A 16,619-nucleotide genomic window follows, 5' to 3' on the forward strand; every position below is an offset into this window, starting at 1 on the left:
GCGTCTCATTCTTTTATAAGATGACAAAGAGAAGGATCTTCTTTTATCCTTTTTATTTCTTTTTCAATCAAAACAATTATTTCCCGCTTAACACATTTATAGTTGGCTTCGATAGTCTCTTTGAGATTATCGGAGCCATCTTCGTTTTGAAACGCATTGATTTCAGGAATGGACTGGTATTGCTTCATTTCGGCAGAGACTTTAGCACTATCCACCACTATTTCAGCATGGAAAATCTTTTGGTCAATGCGCTCGTCAAAGTTGTCGGATACTGCTCCTACAAACATGCCTTGTGTGAGATTGCTGATTTTCGATGCAGGGATAAGACTATCCATCTGCGTAGAGATAGATGTGGACTTATCGTTGCGATTGATGGTCATAGACTGCCGTTGTTGAAGCACCTTGCCGAAGCGTTCGGAGAGAGTCTTGGCGGTTTCACCTACAACTTGACCACTAAACACATTGCCCACTGTGTTCTGTATCACCTTGCTCTCCTTATCCCCATAATCACGGGTAAGCTGTGAGAAGTCTTGAAAGCCCAGACACACGGCAACCTTGTTACTACGGGCTGTAGCAATGAGGTTGTCAAGCCCACGGAAATAGATGGTCGGCAACTCGTCGATAATCACCGAGGATTTAAGTTGTTTCTTCTTGTTGATGAGTTTCACAATACGGCTGTTATACAGTCCCAATGCCGCCGAATAGATGTTCTGTCTATCAGGATTATTGCCTACGACAAGCACTTTCGGCTCATTAGGATTGTTGATATCGAGCGAGAAATCATCGCCCGTCATTACCCAATAGAGAGCAGGGCTTATCATACGAGACAGTGGTATTTTGGCACTGGCTATCTGTCCCTGCAACTGGTCTTGCGCTCCGCCCTCCCAAGCATCCATAAAGGGAGAAAGGTAGTTGGCAAGCTCATCGTAGGAAGTAAGTGTCGGAAATATCTGTGCGTAGGGACGGTTCAGGAATTCGATGGCATGAGGAAAGGTGCAATACTTACCGTTCTCATATATCTTCAGAAACCAGATAATGGCGGCAAGCAAGATAATCGGTGATTCGACGAAAAAATCTCCCTGCTTCTGTATCCACGAGCGGTTGAGGTTGAGCATGATGGTGTAGGCGCTCTCGTAAGCATCCGATATATCTGTCATAAAGGCAGGATTGATGGGATTACAGCGATGGCTCCTGCGTGGGTCGTCGAAGTTTATCACATAGAATTGTGGTTTGACTTTATAAGCATCTAAATGATGAAGCAGGTGATTGTAGGCAATCTCCGACAAATCAGGGAATTTATAGTCGTAGATATACATGGCAAAGCCTTTCTCAATCTGCTGTTTGATGTAGTTATTCACAATGGCGTATGACTTACCCGAACCCGGTGTGCCGAGTACCATTGAGGCCCGAAACGGATTGACCACGTTAATCCAGCCTTTGTTCCACCTTTTCTTATAATAGAAGCGTGTAGGAAGATTGACCGAGTATTCATTTTCCATCAGCCTTGTTTCCTGCATAAAGCTCTCGTTCTCCGTGTTGAATACGTCGTCCATGAGGTTGTTTTTGAGCAGTCGGCTCATCCACACACCACCCATTAGCAGGCAGATATAACCCACGGACAGTGTGAAGATGTAAAGCGTAGCCGCCCCGATTTTACCAATGGGCAATGCCAACAGCCACCAGTTGAGAAAGAAAAATACAAAGCCTGAGAAAAGTGCCGTCCAAATCTTTGGCCATGTGATTTTCTCCTCCTTCACGCCTTTTGTGCCCAAGCAGGATAAGGCGAGAAACACAACACAGAAGAGTTTCGTCCATAGGATAGATGAAAATAATCCCGTGGTGCGTTGAAAGTTCATCAGTATCTTATTGATGATGCCGAGTGTGAAATGCCACTCGTGAAATGCCTCGTAGCAAAACCAATAACAGTTAATCAGGAGGAATATCACAGATATACCTCGCATAAAGTCCATGACCTTACCTAATGCCCTTAAATCATCTTCTTGTGCCATAATAATATTATTTTGTAGCCTCCCCCAACCCCTCCGAAGGGAGGGGAGATAGAAATGCTCGTTTATTTAATGTTTTCTTCGTCTAAGTTTTACCTTACTTTGTCTGCGGAGTTTACGCTGCCATGCCGCTTCCTTCCAATCATCGTTGCCCGTAGTTCTGAATGATTCACCCACCATATCCTCGATAAGTTCATCGACAAGGTTGTCGCTTTCTTCTGTATTTTGTTGCAAAGTTTGAACGGTTGCCGATTGTTCCAAGCGGACAGACGGACTGCCATACAACGTTTCGTCCAAGAATGGGTTGTACGTTGAATTGGAGAAATACGCATTGAATATGTTGGCAGCATACCCCTTGCCCAATCGTGAGCCGTTGAGCGCAATGCCCACTTCATCATCAATGAAAGTAATGCCATAGATGCGTCCGCTTTCGTTCTTTCGGATTACCACACGCAAGCCTTGTTCCTCCAACCTTTGTCGCAGTTCTTCCTCCGTCCGGGGAGAAGTACGCATAGTCTGTAATACCTTGTCCCTTATAGCCGGCACCAACGGCTTGACGGCTAGCTTCGATTTCTGCATCCTGTTCTGCACAGCAGTATAGCCCACACCACGACCGATGTCCGATGCGTTGATGGGTGTACTTATTTTGCCTCCCTTATCATCGGTCGGAACATAGACCAGCCCATCATATTTCTTCCCACGAAACTCCGTCTTCACTTCTTCCACGGCAAGGTTATATTTACTCAGGATGGCATTCAGTTCGCCCAGGGAACAGAAACAATAATGCTTCAGCACCATGCGGACAACATTTGCCACCTGTTCCTTGATCTTCCCTTTGTTGGTGTCTATCTTGAGCGTTTCTTTCATCGCCTTGTCAGTAACCTTTGAACTTGGAATGAGATTATACTTTCTCTCCAAAGCATCTGTAATCTGTTTACTCCTTCGTTTCTCGAAGCGGTCGTTGAGCTTTCGCCCCTCACTGTCCACCCGAAGCGACACGATGTGTATATGCTCACGGGCAATGTCGTTATGCTTGAACACGATATAGGGCTGGTTGCCATAACCAAGTGCCTCCATATACTCTCTTGCAATCTGCATGAGTGTTTCATCGGAGAGCTTCTCGTCCGGGTGCGGATTGAGGGAACAATGGAACACCGTTTTCTTTGTCCGGCATTTCTTTGGTATCAGAGCCTCCATGTCGACAAGCACGTCTTCCATCGTATAACGTCCCTCCTTGTTCTGATACAACTCTGCTGCATGGAGAATGCTCGCTTCCCCTTTTTCTACCTTTTTGAAGTTATAACCGAGTGCCCCTCCAAGGTTCTCCGTACTTGAAATCTTCGCTATCATTTCTTGCGGTAATCTATGGTAAGACTGATAGCCTGCTCCTGCAAGGCAATGATTTGAGCCGACAGTTTCGCCAATTTTTCAAGCAGGATTTGTGCGGTCTTGACCGAATGATAACTGTTGATAGCACGTACAGTCTGATTATACAGCACACCAATCTTATGGATTTGTGCCGTCAATTCAGAGAGTTTCCGGTAGTATTCTACAGCGGATTTATCCACCGTGATGACCTTAAAACTCTCTCCAAGAATACGCCCACGCACAAAATCCGACTTCGTTTCTGCTCCTGAACGCTGAAACAAATCAATCGCTTTTTGCTGGTCTTTGAGATTGGGAAGACGTACATGCCAGTTATCCCAGCGTGGCTTTTCCACCCTTTTTCGTTCTGAACGATGTTCTGTGTCTTTATTCATATTCATTTGGTCTTCTAATTACGACTTTGGAGTGATTATCTCCCTCGCACCGAGGCAAGGGTCTTTGTGGTACAAACTGCGGTTTGTGTTACAAAGACACACCTTGCCAATATCAAGAAATGATACGATTGAAGTATCCACCCTCGTGGGGTGTCTGCTTCGGGATATTACCTCCATGTATTATTCTTGCCTGCAAAGTTACGACGAGTTTTCAAATAACTCATTATCAGCGATATTCACTCTTTTTCCTCGCATTTCCCTGCACTTCATCGGTGTCATATAATCAGCCAAAATATCATTTATTTTGCAGTCAGAACGAGCGAACAATGGCATGATGATACAAGCAAAAGATATATCATATTACCGTTGGCTTGCACCAAAGATGACAAGAAGGAACAATACATATTCATAACAATTTGTTGTCATGACAAACTATTGTCAGTACAACAGATAGCAAGAACTATAAATCGTCCTTTCAGACTATCGCACGAACCATGCATAGCCAGAACAAACTGTCTGCTGATACTTCTCAAAAATGAGAGCACATCCAAACATCAAATAGACAAGTAATATGAACTAAGAAATTATCATTATGGAGAACAAACAACAACGCCCCATCTTTCTGGGGTTCTCCTCGCAAAAGGGAGGAGTCGGAAAAAGCACGCTTGCCGAAATCGTAAGCAGCATATTGTACTACGAACAGGGTATCAGCCTCTTCGTGGTGGACTGCGACCTGTCTCAGGATTCCTTTTACAAGCTGAGGGAACGTGAGAAGAGTGTCATTCAGGGAAGCGAGGAGCTTTCCAAGTCTATGCAGGCATTCTTTCACCACCTCGGCAAAAAGGCATACAGAATTTACAAGTCCAGCCCCAAGGAAGCCGTCAAGACAGCACAAAGTAAGATTGACGCTATCAGCAATGAGAAGTACCAGTTGGTTGTGTTCGACTTTCCCGGTCATGCAGGAACAACGGAGCTGATGGAACTGTCCCTTCAGATGGACTATATCCTATCTCCACTTGAAGCCGACATACAGTCACTCGTCTCTTGTATGGCATACGCCAAGACCATCACGGATATTGGTGTTTCTATGTCCGACTCACGGATAAAGGACATTATCCTGTTCTGGAACAAGGTGGACAGAAGGGTAAGGAACGTCATCATCGACGAATACACAAAACTTATCCAAGAACACGAACTCACACTCCTGCCCGGCTATGTATATGCCACACACCGTTTCTCCCACGAACTTTCCACATACGGGCTACGAGGCGTGTTCCGTTCCACCTATCAGCCTCCTGCAAGGGGATTACGAACGGGCACGGGGCTGGATGAACTCGTCTCCGAGATAATTCAACGTCTCAAACTAAAAACAAAAACAGAACATGGCAACGATTGAGGAAAGAAAGCAGCAACTGGAAAAGAAGCTGAAGAAAATGGCAGAGGACAATGTAGTGGTGAAACCTGTCACGGTCCCCAACCCCTTCGATCCATCCGAGGACACCGAGCCTTCCCTCGCAACATCACGAGAGGAAGACAAAGGTTCGGAAGAAATGAAGACGGCAAAAGAAGAACGAACAGACGAAACAGGAGGAGAGGAAATCGGGAACACGGAACCGAAAAGAGAAAGAAAACCGAGAATAGAAAAACCTGGCAGGTCGTCCCTTTCCATAGAGGAATACCGTTCCCTATACTTTCATCCCGTACGTTCGCAAATGCGGACGGCTTTCTCCATCAATTTGGAGACATTACAGAACCTGCGCAATGTGCTACAAGACTTAGGAGAAAGGGTATCTATTGCTTCCTATATTGATAATATCCTCCGGGAGCATCTGCGGGAACATCAGGAACTTCTCAATAATGCAGCAGCAAAGCAAAGACGTAAGACAACAATAACACTATGATGGAAACAATACTTTTCAGTTTTATACTGGTACTCATCATCATTTGGATGATGCTTGGTATCCTGTATTTCTATATGCGGTATGTATCTCCGTATGACTTCATTATCAAGAAAAACGGAAAGAGCGATGAAGGTAGCAAGAAGAAAGAAGCAACGAAGAAAAAAGACGGACAGAAAGGAAAAGGAACAATAGAGCAAGCCGAGTTTGTACTGATTGGAAAAAGCCGTTCCACTTCCCCGATTATCCCACAAATTCCCTCTGTTTCATCATCTGAAAATTCGGAGCAGAATAATAATAATTTTGCACCGCAGAACTCCGAAAAGGAGAAAGAAATGAAAGAAGACAACGAAATGGACGTTGATTTCGAGATGGAGAGAGTGGACGAAGATGGGATTGTCCGTGAGGAATTAAACCTATCCATCGAGTCCACATCGGGCGAAGCCGAAATTTCGGAGCAGTCCGTCCTCGCACGTGACTTAGTCCGCCTGCAAAAGTGGGCAAAGAACAGTGAGGAGGCTGATGAGGAAGAAGTCAAAGAGACCGTTCTGCAGCTTCAAGACTCAGACCTGTTGGATAAGTACAAAGAAAACATCGCCAAGATGCTGGGTGAACAAGCCTTGCTATTGGAGAAAATCCGTAAGGCGGAAGAAAAGGAAGAACAGAGTGCTCAACCAGCAATGCCTTCATCACAAAACCCAACACCTCCTGTTTCTGGCATATCTGACACAGCGGTGGGCGATGCTGACGACAAACCGCTGTCCTATTATCTGTAAAAATGGTTTCTTGATTTTCATATTTTGGAGGAATGCAGGGGTGGCTCAAAAGTAAAACAATCAACCAATATCAGTCATACGATAAAACCGAGCCACCCCTTACCATCTCTACCCAAAAGAAAACAATTCATTTAACAACTTAAAATAAAAAGAACAATGAACAACAAAAAGAAAATCACAATGATGCTGCTCCTGACGGCACTGACCACCGCAGGAGCGTATGCACAGGGAAACGGTATGGCAGGTATCAATGAAGCCACAAAAATGGTAACGTCCTACTTCGACCCGGGCACGAAACTCATCTATGCCATCGGTGCCGTGGTGGGTCTTATAGGAGGAATAAAAGTTTACAATAAATTCTCAAGTGGCGACCCCGACACGAGCAAGACCGCTGCCTCTTGGTTCGGTGCATGTATCTTCCTGATTGTGGCTGCCACCATCTTACGTTCCTTCTTCCTGTAAATGATGGCACAGTGGGAAATCAATAAAGGTGTAGGCCGGACGGTGGAGTTCAAGGGCTTGAAGGCGCAGTACCTCTTCCTCTTTGCAGGAGGCCTGCTGGCAGTCTTCATTCTCGTGGTTATTCTCTATCTCTGCGGCATCAGTCAGATAGCCTGTCTTGTCATAGGTGTAGTGGGTGCCACCATAGTGGTGTGGCAAACGTTCACCATGAACAGAAAGTACGGGCAGTACGGACTGATGAAGAAAGGAGCAGTGCGTATGCACCCACGCTACCTTGTGAACCGCCGTACGGTCTGCCACCTTATCCGTAACCTTCAACCAAAGAAAGCGAAGAAATGAGAAATAAAAGCAAGATAACCACCTTGGAATCTAAGTTCCCACTGCTCTCCATAGAGCAGGGCTGTCTGGTGAGCAAAGATGCTGACATCACGGTGGCTTTCCGTGTGGAGCTGCCCGAACTCTTTACCGTCACCTCTACAGAATACGAAGCAATGCACTCTGCCTGGCATAAGGCAATCAAGGTGCTACCCAATTACAGCATCGTACACAAGCAGGACTGGTTCATCAAGGAGGACTATCAAGGAAAGCTCTCCGATGGCGGACTGAGCTTCCTTGCCCGTTCCTCTGAACGGCATTTCAACGAACGTCCGTATCTCCACCATTCAGTCTATCTCTTCCTTACCAAGACCAACAAGCAGCGCATGGCACAGCAGAGCAATTTCTCTTCACTCTGCCGTGGACACCTGTTACCCAAGGAAATCACCAACAAGGAGGAGGTGATGAAGTTTATGGAAGCCGTGGACCAGTTCGAGCGTATCATCAACGATACCGAGCAGATAAGGATTGTCCGCATGACTGAAGAAGAGTTGGTTGGCACAAATGAAAAGGGCGGTCTCTTGGACCGTTATTTCTCCCTCTCGGAAGAAGGACACGCTTCTTTGGAGGACATCCGTCTGGGCGCAGACCTTGTGCGCGTGGGCGACAATATGCTTTGTCTACACACTCTCTCCGACACGGATGACCTGCCTACAATGGTCAGCACGGACAGCCGATATGAGCGGCTATCCACCGACAGGAGCGACTGCCGTCTTTCCTTTGCCTCTCCCGTGGGTCTGATGTTGCCCTGCAACCATATCTATAACCAGTATCTCTTCATCGAGGACAGCGATGCCAACTTGGAACGCTTTGAGAAGCAGGCAAGGAATATGCACTCGCTGGCACGCTACAGCCGTAGCAACCAAATCAACGAGGAGTGGAAACAGGAGTATCTCAATATCGCCCACTCACAGGGACTGACCTCCATCCGTGCCCACTTCAACGTGCTGGCATGGAGCGATGACAAGGAAGAACTCCGCAACATCAAGAATGACGTGGGCTCTGCACTTGCTCTTATGGAATGCCACCCTCGCCACAATACCATTGATGCGGCAACGCTCTACTGGGCGGGCATACCCGGCAATGCCGCAGACTTTCCTGCAGAAGAGTCGTTCTATACTTTCATCGAGCCTGCCCTCTGCTTCTTTACGGCAGAGACGAACTATAAGAATTCACTCTCTCCCTTCGGTATCAAAATGGCAGACCGCCTTTCGGGTAAGCCCATTCATTTAGATATATCTGACTTACCCATGAAGCGTGGCGTGATTACCAACCGCAACAAGTTTATCTTGGGACCTTCGGGCAGTGGTAAGTCTTTTTTCACCAACCACATGGTACGTCAGTATTACGAGCAGGGGACGCACGTCCTCTTGGTCGATACGGGTAACTCATATCAAGGCTTGTGTGAACTTATCCACCGCAAGACCAAGGGTGAGGACGGCGTATATTTCACCTATACCAATGAAAGTCCGATATCTTTCAACCCTTTCTATACGGATGATTACTTCTTCGATGTAGAGAAAAGGGAGAGTATTTGCACGTTATTACTTACACTTTGGAAAAGTGCAGATGAGCATATCACTAAGACCGAAGCTGGCGAACTTGGTTCAGCCGTAAACTCCTATATCGAGCTTATATGTGCTGACCACAGCGTTACGCCCTGTTTCAATACCTTCTATGAGTATCTGCGGGACGTGTACCGCAAGGATATGGAAAAGCGTGACATCAAGGTAACGCTCTCGGACTTCAATATCAACAACCTCCTGACGACACTCAAGCAATACTACAAAGGCGGTCGCTATGATTTCCTGCTGAACTCGGACAAGAACATCGACCTACTCTCTAAACGCTTTATCGTCTTTGAAATTGACCAAGTGAAGGACAATAAAGACCTCTTTCCAGTGGTAACGATTATCATTATGGAAGCCTTCATCAACAAGATGCGCCGATTAAAGGGTATCCGCAAGATGATACTCATTGAGGAAGCGTGGAAGGCGATTGCTTCGGCAAACATGGCAGACTACATCAAGTATTTGTATAAGACGGTGAGAAAGTATTTCGGAGAAGCCATTGTCGTAACGCAGGAGGTGGACGACATCATCCAGTCGCCCATAGTCAAGGAAAGTATTATTAATAACTCCGACTGCAAGATACTGCTCGACCAGCGCAAGTATATGACCAAGTTCGACGGCATACAGGCGATGCTCGGTCTTTCGGAAAAGGAAAAGAGCCAGATACTCTCCATTAACCAGAATAACGACCCGAACCGACTCTACAAGGAAGTGTGGATAGGGCTGGGCGGTATGCAGAGTGCAGTCTATGCCACGGAAGTGAGCATGGAGGAATACCTCACCTACACCACGGAGGAAACCGAGAAGGTGGAGGTAATGAACAGGGCGGCACAGCTTGGTGGGGATATCGAAACGGCTATCCGGCAGCTTGCACAAGAGAAACGGGTTGCACGAAATCGTTAATCGGACAAGACATGTAAAAAATGTATTGGTTTAGCCAAACGTGGATAAACAATTGGACAAACGTGTCCAATCAATTAGACAGTCGTGTCCAAATACTTGGACTAATTTGTCCAACTTATCCCTATAACAGCAAGTTGAATAGACATCCCTTAGTGGACATTCAGACAAACATAGTATTCACATCATAAACAAAAAGAACAATGAAAACAAGAATTTTAATGCTGCTGATGGGCACCGTCCTTTTATTCAGCGGAAAAGCCCACGCACAGTGGGTAGTAACCGATCCCGGTAACTTCGCGGGCAACATCGTCAATTCGGTCAAGGAGATTGCCACCGCCTCCAAGACGGTGAAGAACACCTTGGACGGATTCAAGGAGGTGGAAAAACTCTACAACGACACCAAGAAGTATTACGATGCGCTTAAGAAGGTGAACAACCTCATCGGCGATGCCTACAAAGTCAAGGAGTGCATCCTGATGGTGGGCGATATCTCGGAGATTTACGTCACCTCGTATAAGAAGATGCTCTCGGACAAGAACTTCCGCCCTGGAAAAGCCACTCTACTTTGACCCTTTTGGCCAAACAGGATTGCCCACCTTGGCCATAATATGATTGCCCCTTTTGGCCAAAATAACATTAACCACTTAGTACAAGTGTCGTTAGAGTTTTTTTTGTGTAGATTTGAGAACCCGAGTCCTGGTGTAAGGGGTAATAATAAAATCTATGCAAATGAATAAAAGAATCAAGAACATTTTAAGATGTTATGCGGCAGGGATGGGTATCAAGGAAACGGCATCCACGTTCCATACTTCCCGTAACACTGTCCGCAAGTATGTCCGTCTGTTCCTTTCAAGTGGGAAAAGCATCGATCATCTTCTCTCCCTTTCCGAGGAGCAGTTGCATGAGATGTTTGGCGGTACGGAATCCCGACGTCGGGAGCCTTCTTCCAAAAGGATTGAATTAGAGGCTTTGCTTCCCGGATATGTATCCCGCCTGACACGCAAAGGGATGAGTGTCAGAAAACTGTTTAAGGAGTATCATGCTGAATATCCTGACGGTCTTCAGCTGTCTTCCTTCAAGCGGGCAGTCCGCCAGTACAAGTTCCACATCAAGGTCGTCGGCCATGTCGAGCACTATGCCGCCGACCAGATGTATGTTGATTTTGCCGGTGACAGGCTTGAAGTTGTCGATGAGATGACAGGCGAGACGAAGAAGGCCGAGGTCTTTGTCGCTGTCCTGCCGTTCAGTCATTATACCTACTGTGAGGCCGTATGGTCACAACGCAAGGAAGACCTGATAAGGGGATGTGAGAACGCCATGCAATATTTTGAGGGTGTCCCGGCGGCCATCGTTCCCGACAATCTGAAAGCAGCTGTCACACGGAGCGACCGTAACGAGCCGGTCATCAATGATGATTTCGCCGCCTTTGCCGAGCATTACGGTTGTGCAGTCTATCCTGCCCGTGTACGCCACCCCAAGGACAAGGCCCTGGTTGAGAATACCGTGAAACTTCTCTACCGTTCCGTTTACCTTGACATAGAGGGGATGACATTCTCCAGCCTGGACGGTCTCAATACCGCCATCCGTATTTCCCTGCTTGATTTCAACGAAAAGGTGATGGCCGGTCGGGAGGCGTCACGTAAGGAGATGTTCCTGCGTGGAGAGAAAGACTATCTCCGTCCGCTTCCTAAGAAACGCTACGTGATGAAAGAGAGAAAACTCATGACCGTGGGCAAGAACTCCTACGTCTCGTTGTTCAGGCACCATTACAGTGTCCCGAAGGAATATGCAGGAAGGCGTGTGACGATTCTCTATGATGCCGATACGGTGGAAATATACTGTAGCATGAACCTTGTCGCCATCCACGACCGCTGTGACATACCCTACACCTATTCATGGAAAAAGGAGCACAACCTGCCGGGGCACTATGGTCCTTATGACAAGGATCTTGAGGAACTCTTCCGACGTGCCTCGGAAATAGACAATATCGTATTGAATTATCTCCGGGAAGTGGAGCGTGTCATGCAATATCCTCCAAAAGCGTTCAGATCCTGTCGGGGCATACTGACGCTGGAGAAAAAATACGGCCGTGACCGTTTGGTCGCTGCCTGCGCCTGCGCAGAACAGAAGCTACAATACGGGTATCAGGCCTTACGCGAGGTGCTTGAACTGGGAGAAGACGCGGATTTCCTTCCTGATGAGGACGGGAGGATACAGCCTGACATGACATCCCCGACACCACTGACCCACAAGAATATACGTGGACGTGACTATTACAGAAAAGACAAACAGGAACAATAAAGCTAAAATTATGGAAATAAATAATAAGACAGCTCCCGTAACGGGACAACAAGACCAGAACACCATATCACTGGATTTGATGAGCCGCATGAAATTACACGGTATGGCGGAGGCTTTCAGGGAAAGCCTTGCCGGCACCACTCCACAGTCCATGACCGCGGACACCTTCCTTTCCATGCTCCTTGCACGCGAATGGGATTACCGTGCCCAGGCTGCCATAGTGCGGCTTACTAAGAATGCGGCGTTCCGATACAAGGCTTATCTCGAACAGATTGACTATGCCACAAACCGGGGCCTTGAGCGCAATCAGATGGAACGCCTCGCCACCCTTGACTTTGTACATAAGGGGCAGAACCTCTTCATTACCGGCTCTTCAGGTACAGGGAAAAGCTATCTGGCATGTGCCCTTGGCCACGAGGCATGCAAAAGGGGATTCCGTACTTTCTATGCCAATGCACCCAAACTGCTTGGTGCACTGAAGGTTGCCAAAGTCAAAGGTACACTTGAAACTGAGCTCAAGAAGATTGAGCGTTGCCAGTTACTCATCCTTGACGACCTGTTTCTTGTACCTCTTGATGCCAAGGAACGTCCCATCCTGCTCGAAATTATTGAGGACAGGCATGAAAGGAAATCCACTATCATAACCTCGCAGTACCCATCGTCCAACTGGTATGACATGGTTGGTGATCCGACAATAGCCGACGCCATCCTTGACCGAATCATTCATACGGCCCATACCATTGAGTTGTACGGTGAAAGTATGCGCAAGTTAAGGTCTAAGAAAAACTAGAGAATCAAAAGGATAAAATAAAATTGACCCCTATCACCAGGACTTTAAAGGGGCAATCATATTATGGCCAAGGTGGGCAATCCTGTTTGGCCAAAAGGGTCAAAGTAGAGTGGCTTTTCCACGCCCTTCGGAACTCGCTGCGATGGCTTCGGGCTATGCCAAGCTCTTGGAGCAGAGTGGGGAGAGTCTCAAGGAACTAAAGTCCATCGTCAAGTCGGGTGTCCTCTCGATGAACGACCACGAGCGCATGCAGGCCATCGACCGTATTTATACCACACTGAGGGAAAACCGCTCGCTCGTGTCGTACTACACAAGAAAGAACATTTCCGTGAGCTACGTGCGTGCAAGAGAAAAGAACAACCTTGCCTCCGTCAAAGCACTCTACGGCAATACGGCAAGCAGGTATTGGTAAATCCACAGACAAAAAAAGAACTTGAAAGAACTTTCATAAAACACTTTTGCTTATGGATTTTGCCAGTTTACATGAGCTACTACGCTCCACCTATGACGAGATGATGCCGCTCTGTGCCCAGATGACGGGCATTGCCAAGGGTATTGCGGGCTTGGGTGCGCTCTTTTATATTGCTCTTCGGGTATGGGCTTCCATTGCCCGTGCCGAGGCGATAGACGTTTTTCCGCTTCTCCGCCCCTTCGTGTTGGGCTTTTGTATCATGTTCTTTCCGACAGTCGTACTCGGTTCAATGAATGCCGTTCTCTCGCCCGTAGTGCAGGGAACGGAGATGATGGTACACCAACAGGAGGGAAACCTTGCAGAGCTTACTGCCAAGCGAGACAAGTTGCAAGAGGAAGCCTACCTTAGAAATCCTGAGACAGCCTACCTTGTTTCCAACGAGAAGTTCGATGAGAAGATAGAGGAAATGGGCATCATCGGACCTGAAGATGCTGTGACGATAGCGGGTATGTATGCCGAGCGTGCTGCCTATCAGACCAAGCAATGGATTATGAAGATGGTACACGACCTTTTAGAACTTCTGTTCCATGCTGCAGGACTTATCATCGACACACTACGCACCTTCATACTCATCGTTCTTGCCATTCTCGGTCCGATAGTCTTCGGCATTGCCGTATGGGACGGGTTGTCGGGTTCGCTCACAGCATGGTTCTCACGCTATATCTCTGTCTACCTGTGGCTGCCTGTCAGCTCTATCCTTACGGCACTGCTTACTAAAATACAGGTGCTGATGATACAGAAGGATATCGAAGCGCTCAGTGACCCTAACTACCTGCCTGATTCGGGGACGTGGTATTACATTGTCTTCTTCCTTATCGGTATTGTAGGTTACTTCTGCGTTCCCACCGTTGCAGGCTGGATTATCGAAGCAGGAGGCGGTATCGGCTCTTATGGTCGCAATGTCAATCAAGCTGCACAGCGCGGTGCACAAAGTGCCTACACGGGCGGACGATATGCCGCAGCAGGTGCCGGGTCGGTCATCGGAAATGTCGGTGGACGTATCAAGGGTGCACTGCTCAAAGGAAAATAGAAATCGAGCAACTATGCTTAATTAATCAACAGATATAAAAGAAAAAATGGAATTCAAATCACTTGGTAATATCGAGACTTCATTCAGACAGATACGGCTCTATGCCTTTGTCTTTGCCATCGTCTGCGTGGCAGTAAGCGGTTATGCCGTCTATGCTTCGTACAGCTTCGCTAAGGAGCAGCGAGAGAAAATCTATGTACTTGACCAGGGAAAGTCACTCATGCTTGCCCTCAGTCAGGATGCAAGTCGTAATCGTCCCGTAGAGGCAAGGGAGCATGTACGTCGCTTCCATGAGCTGTTCTTCACCATTGCGCCTGACAAGGATGCCATTGAGAAGAATATGGAACGTGCCTTCGTACTGTGTGACAAGTCGGCTTTCAACTATTACAAGGACTTGGCAGAGAAGGGCTATTATAACCGTGCCATATCGGGCAATGTCAATCAGCGCATAGAGGTGGACTCTATCCACTGCAACTTCAATACTTACCCTTATACGGTAACGACTTATGCACGGGAGTTTATCGTCCGCCAGAGCAACGTTACAGAGCGCAGTCTTGTTACGACCTGCACGCTGCAGAACTCAGTCCGTTCGGACAATAACCCGCAAGGTTTTCTTATGGAGAACTTCCTTGTGAAGGAAAACAGGGATATACAGACTTATAAACGATAAGGCTATGGCAAGGAAAAGAAACTTTTTACTCTCCCGTCACTATCTGCGCTTTCACCTATGGCTTCGCCATCGGTGTGAAAGACTCACGATAAGGCAGAGAAAGGAAATCGTCTATGGGCTGAGTTTCATCTATCTGCTCTGCTCGCTTTGGATGATAGCGCAGTTCTTCCTTCCTCCAAAGAAGGAGAAACTACCCATCCCCACGGGAAAGCTGACGGACAGTCCGATACGGACGGATAGCACTTTACAAGAGTTACACGGCAATTTTTACCTACAACATCATCAAACAATCAAGGAAAATGGATAATAAACAGAAAGAACAAATCAAGAAAGGCTTGGTCTTCGGAGGACTGGGACTGCTGTTTGCCCTCTCAATGTGGTTTATCTTCGCACCGTCGGGCAAGGATAAGACTGCTGCGGAGCAGGGACTCAATGACAGCATCCCGCAGGCAACGACAGAAAAGCTCACCGAAAACAAGCTCAAAGCCTACGAATTAGGCGACAAGGCACACGAGGAGGAACAGACCCGCGAGGAGATGGGCAGGCTATCGGACTATTTCGCACAGAACACTGCTCCATCAGAGGCAGAACGTGCAGAGACAGCAGCTTCTACGGCAAAGATAGAAAGCTCCATGCATCGCTATGAGGAGAATAATCGGCTCTTAAACTCCTTTTACGCTCCCGACCCACACGAGCAGGAGCGTGAAGCCTTGCGCTCGGAGATAGATAACCTTAAAAAAGAACTCTCTGTCAAAGACAGCAGGGAGGACAATGAAGAGAAAAGACAGCTTGCCTTGATGGAAAAGAGCTATCAGATGGCAGCGAGGTATCTTCCCAAGGCATCAACTCCACCTACCTTCAATAGTGGTCTGACGGCTGGAAAGGAGAAGACGGAAGACACTGAAGGTGGCTCTGAAGCCGCTAAGGGCAAGACCATGCAGAATGAAAAGCCTGTAATGGAGGTGCTGCCGGAGCGTAGGCAGTTAGTATCTTCACTTAATCAGCCTATGAGCGATGTGTACTTTATGGAGGAATACGGCAAGAAGGCTCGTAATATGGGCTTTCATTCGCTTGCAAGCACGGCTGTACCTACAATGCGCAACACACTGAAAGTAGTAGTGGACAGGACCACTGTTCTTAAGGAGGGCGACAATGTGGTCCTCCGTCTGCTGGAAACTGCTAAGGTACAGGGACTGCACATTCCACGACAGAGCCGACTGATAGCCGTCGCTAAGATTGAGGGTAACCGTATGCACCTGCTTGTCAAAAGCATTGAGGTGGACGGACATATCATAGCCGTCAAACTCTCGGCATACGACACAGATGGGCAGGAGGGTGTTTATATACCTGGTTCGGAGGACATCAATGCGCTTAAGGAAGTCGGGGCAAACATTGGCGGTTCTATGGGAACATCCTTTACCTTCGCTTCCTCTGCCAAAGACCAGATTATCTCCGAGGCTGCCCGTGGGGTGATGCAGGGTGCAAGTCAACTGCTTCAGAAGAAACTGCGCACCGTCAAGGTAACGCTCAAGGGTGGCTACCGCCTTTTCTTGGTTCAGTCCAAATAAAACAATCGAAAATGATAAGTAAAAATAACATCAAATA

The 16,619-nt window shown here is 47.4% G+C and carries 15 protein-coding genes and 2 pseudogenes; 14 read left to right on the forward strand and 3 right to left on the reverse strand.

Annotated features, from left to right (window positions below; translation table 11 throughout):
- Window positions 1-5: 5 nt before the first annotated feature.
- The 3 genes from mobC to C4H11_RS11955 all read right to left on the reverse strand — a co-directional run bounded on the left by mobC (window position 6) and on the right by C4H11_RS11955 (window position 3,766).
- Window positions 6-2,009 carry a conjugal transfer protein MobC gene (gene mobC, locus C4H11_RS11945; RefSeq protein ID WP_106042333.1) on the reverse strand — a complete coding sequence of 668 codons (2,004 nt, stop codon included), beginning with the start codon at window positions 2,007-2,009 and terminating at the stop codon, window positions 6-8.
- A gap of 66 nt (window positions 2,010-2,075) precedes the next feature.
- A complete protein-coding gene (gene mobB / locus C4H11_RS11950) occupies window positions 2,076-3,356 on the reverse strand; it encodes a conjugal transfer protein MobB (protein ID WP_106042336.1) in 1,281 nt (426 codons plus the stop codon).
- Window positions 3,353-3,766, reverse strand: a complete 414-nt coding sequence (locus C4H11_RS11955; RefSeq protein ID WP_106042337.1) for a plasmid mobilization protein — start codon at window positions 3,764-3,766, stop codon at window positions 3,353-3,355. Before C4H11_RS11955 ends, mobB begins: the two co-directional genes overlap by 4 nt.
- A gap of 592 nt (window positions 3,767-4,358) precedes the next feature.
- Between C4H11_RS11955 and C4H11_RS11960 the strand changes: the two genes are divergently transcribed.
- From C4H11_RS11960 to traM, 14 genes and pseudogenes are all read left to right on the forward strand, one after another.
- Window positions 4,359-5,162, forward strand: coding sequence for a ParA family protein (locus tag C4H11_RS11960; protein ID WP_106042338.1), 804 nt, complete (start codon window positions 4,359-4,361; stop codon window positions 5,160-5,162).
- The gene (locus C4H11_RS11965) at window positions 5,149-5,667 is read left to right on the forward strand and encodes a DUF3408 domain-containing protein (RefSeq protein WP_004374795.1); all 519 of its coding nucleotides are present in this window, start codon (window positions 5,149-5,151) and stop codon (window positions 5,665-5,667) included. Before C4H11_RS11960 ends, C4H11_RS11965 begins: the two co-directional genes overlap by 14 nt.
- Window positions 5,664-6,440 (forward strand): hypothetical protein, encoded by a 777-nt coding sequence (locus tag C4H11_RS11970; RefSeq protein ID WP_106042341.1) that lies wholly within the window; start codon window positions 5,664-5,666, stop codon window positions 6,438-6,440. Before C4H11_RS11965 ends, C4H11_RS11970 begins: the two co-directional genes overlap by 4 nt.
- A 156-nt stretch (window positions 6,441-6,596) precedes the next feature.
- Window positions 6,597-6,902, forward strand: a complete 306-nt coding sequence (locus C4H11_RS11975) for a DUF4134 domain-containing protein (RefSeq protein ID WP_106042343.1) — start codon at window positions 6,597-6,599, stop codon at window positions 6,900-6,902.
- Window positions 6,903-6,905: 3 nt separating this feature from the next.
- The gene (locus tag C4H11_RS11980) at window positions 6,906-7,241 is read left to right on the forward strand and encodes a DUF4133 domain-containing protein (RefSeq protein WP_106043392.1); all 336 of its coding nucleotides are present in this window, start codon (window positions 6,906-6,908) and stop codon (window positions 7,239-7,241) included.
- Complete coding sequence (locus tag C4H11_RS11985; RefSeq protein WP_106042346.1) at window positions 7,238-9,751, forward strand: TraG family conjugative transposon ATPase; 2,514 nt, start codon at window positions 7,238-7,240, stop codon at window positions 9,749-9,751. The genes C4H11_RS11980 and C4H11_RS11985 overlap by 4 nt, the downstream gene beginning before the upstream one ends.
- 200 nt (window positions 9,752-9,951) lie before the next feature.
- Window positions 9,952-10,305: pseudogene (locus tag C4H11_RS11990) on the forward strand (DUF4141 domain-containing protein); the annotation flags it as partial.
- 175 nt (window positions 10,306-10,480) lie between these two features.
- Window positions 10,481-12,052, forward strand: a complete 1,572-nt coding sequence (gene istA / locus C4H11_RS11995) for an IS21 family transposase (RefSeq protein WP_106042995.1) — start codon at window positions 10,481-10,483, stop codon at window positions 12,050-12,052.
- A 10-nt stretch (window positions 12,053-12,062) separates the two neighbouring features.
- Window positions 12,063-12,842, forward strand: a complete 780-nt coding sequence (gene istB / locus C4H11_RS12000; protein ID WP_106040164.1) for an IS21-like element helper ATPase IstB — start codon at window positions 12,063-12,065, stop codon at window positions 12,840-12,842.
- A 121-nt stretch (window positions 12,843-12,963) separates the two neighbouring features.
- A pseudogene (locus C4H11_RS12005) lies at window positions 12,964-13,254 on the forward strand (DUF4141 domain-containing protein); the annotation flags it as partial.
- A gap of 52 nt (window positions 13,255-13,306) precedes the next feature.
- A complete protein-coding gene (gene traJ / locus C4H11_RS12010) occupies window positions 13,307-14,344 on the forward strand; it encodes a conjugative transposon protein TraJ (protein WP_106042348.1) in 1,038 nt (345 codons plus the stop codon).
- A 46-nt stretch (window positions 14,345-14,390) separates the two neighbouring features.
- A complete protein-coding gene (gene traK / locus C4H11_RS12015; protein ID WP_106042351.1) occupies window positions 14,391-15,014 on the forward strand; it encodes a conjugative transposon protein TraK in 624 nt (207 codons plus the stop codon).
- Between the two features lie 4 nt (window positions 15,015-15,018).
- A complete protein-coding gene (locus C4H11_RS12020; protein WP_004353772.1) occupies window positions 15,019-15,321 on the forward strand; it encodes a hypothetical protein in 303 nt (100 codons plus the stop codon).
- A complete protein-coding gene (gene traM / locus C4H11_RS12025; RefSeq protein ID WP_106042353.1) occupies window positions 15,314-16,582 on the forward strand; it encodes a conjugative transposon protein TraM in 1,269 nt (422 codons plus the stop codon). The genes C4H11_RS12020 and traM overlap by 8 nt, the downstream gene beginning before the upstream one ends.
- Window positions 16,583-16,619 lie beyond the last annotated feature (37 nt).

Origin of the sequence: Bacteroides zoogleoformans (genome assembly GCF_002998435.1) — a bacterium.
Lineage (GTDB): Bacteria > Bacteroidota > Bacteroidia > Bacteroidales > Bacteroidaceae > Bacteroides > Bacteroides zoogleoformans.

What these genes read in the sequence shown, in the direction of transcription:
- C4H11_RS11980 (WP_106043392.1), top strand. Translation starts at nt 6,906, where the DNA reads ATGGCACAGTGGGAAATCAATAAAGGTGTAGGCCGGACGGTGGAGTTC.
- C4H11_RS11970 (WP_106042341.1), top strand. Translation starts at nt 5,664, where the DNA reads ATGATGGAAACAATACTTTTCAGTTTTATACTGGTACTCATCATCATT.
- traJ (WP_106042348.1), top strand. Translation starts at nt 13,307, where the DNA reads ATGGATTTTGCCAGTTTACATGAGCTACTACGCTCCACCTATGACGAG.
- traK (WP_106042351.1), top strand. Translation starts at nt 14,391, where the DNA reads ATGGAATTCAAATCACTTGGTAATATCGAGACTTCATTCAGACAGATA.
- C4H11_RS11960 (WP_106042338.1), top strand. Translation starts at nt 4,359, where the DNA reads ATGGAGAACAAACAACAACGCCCCATCTTTCTGGGGTTCTCCTCGCAA.
- C4H11_RS11955 (WP_106042337.1), bottom strand. Translation starts at nt 3,766, where the DNA reads ATGAATAAAGACACAGAACATCGTTCAGAACGAAAAAGGGTGGAAAAG.
- C4H11_RS11965 (WP_004374795.1), top strand. Translation starts at nt 5,149, where the DNA reads ATGGCAACGATTGAGGAAAGAAAGCAGCAACTGGAAAAGAAGCTGAAG.
- istB (WP_106040164.1), top strand. Translation starts at nt 12,063, where the DNA reads ATGGAAATAAATAATAAGACAGCTCCCGTAACGGGACAACAAGACCAG.
- C4H11_RS11985 (WP_106042346.1), top strand. Translation starts at nt 7,238, where the DNA reads ATGAGAAATAAAAGCAAGATAACCACCTTGGAATCTAAGTTCCCACTG.
- mobB (WP_106042336.1), bottom strand. Translation starts at nt 3,356, where the DNA reads ATGATAGCGAAGATTTCAAGTACGGAGAACCTTGGAGGGGCACTCGGT.
- istA (WP_106042995.1), top strand. Translation starts at nt 10,481, where the DNA reads ATGAATAAAAGAATCAAGAACATTTTAAGATGTTATGCGGCAGGGATG.
- C4H11_RS11975 (WP_106042343.1), top strand. Translation starts at nt 6,597, where the DNA reads ATGAACAACAAAAAGAAAATCACAATGATGCTGCTCCTGACGGCACTG.
- C4H11_RS12020 (WP_004353772.1), top strand. Translation starts at nt 15,019, where the DNA reads ATGGCAAGGAAAAGAAACTTTTTACTCTCCCGTCACTATCTGCGCTTT.
- traM (WP_106042353.1), top strand. Translation starts at nt 15,314, where the DNA reads ATGGATAATAAACAGAAAGAACAAATCAAGAAAGGCTTGGTCTTCGGA.
- mobC (WP_106042333.1), bottom strand. Translation starts at nt 2,009, where the DNA reads ATGGCACAAGAAGATGATTTAAGGGCATTAGGTAAGGTCATGGACTTT.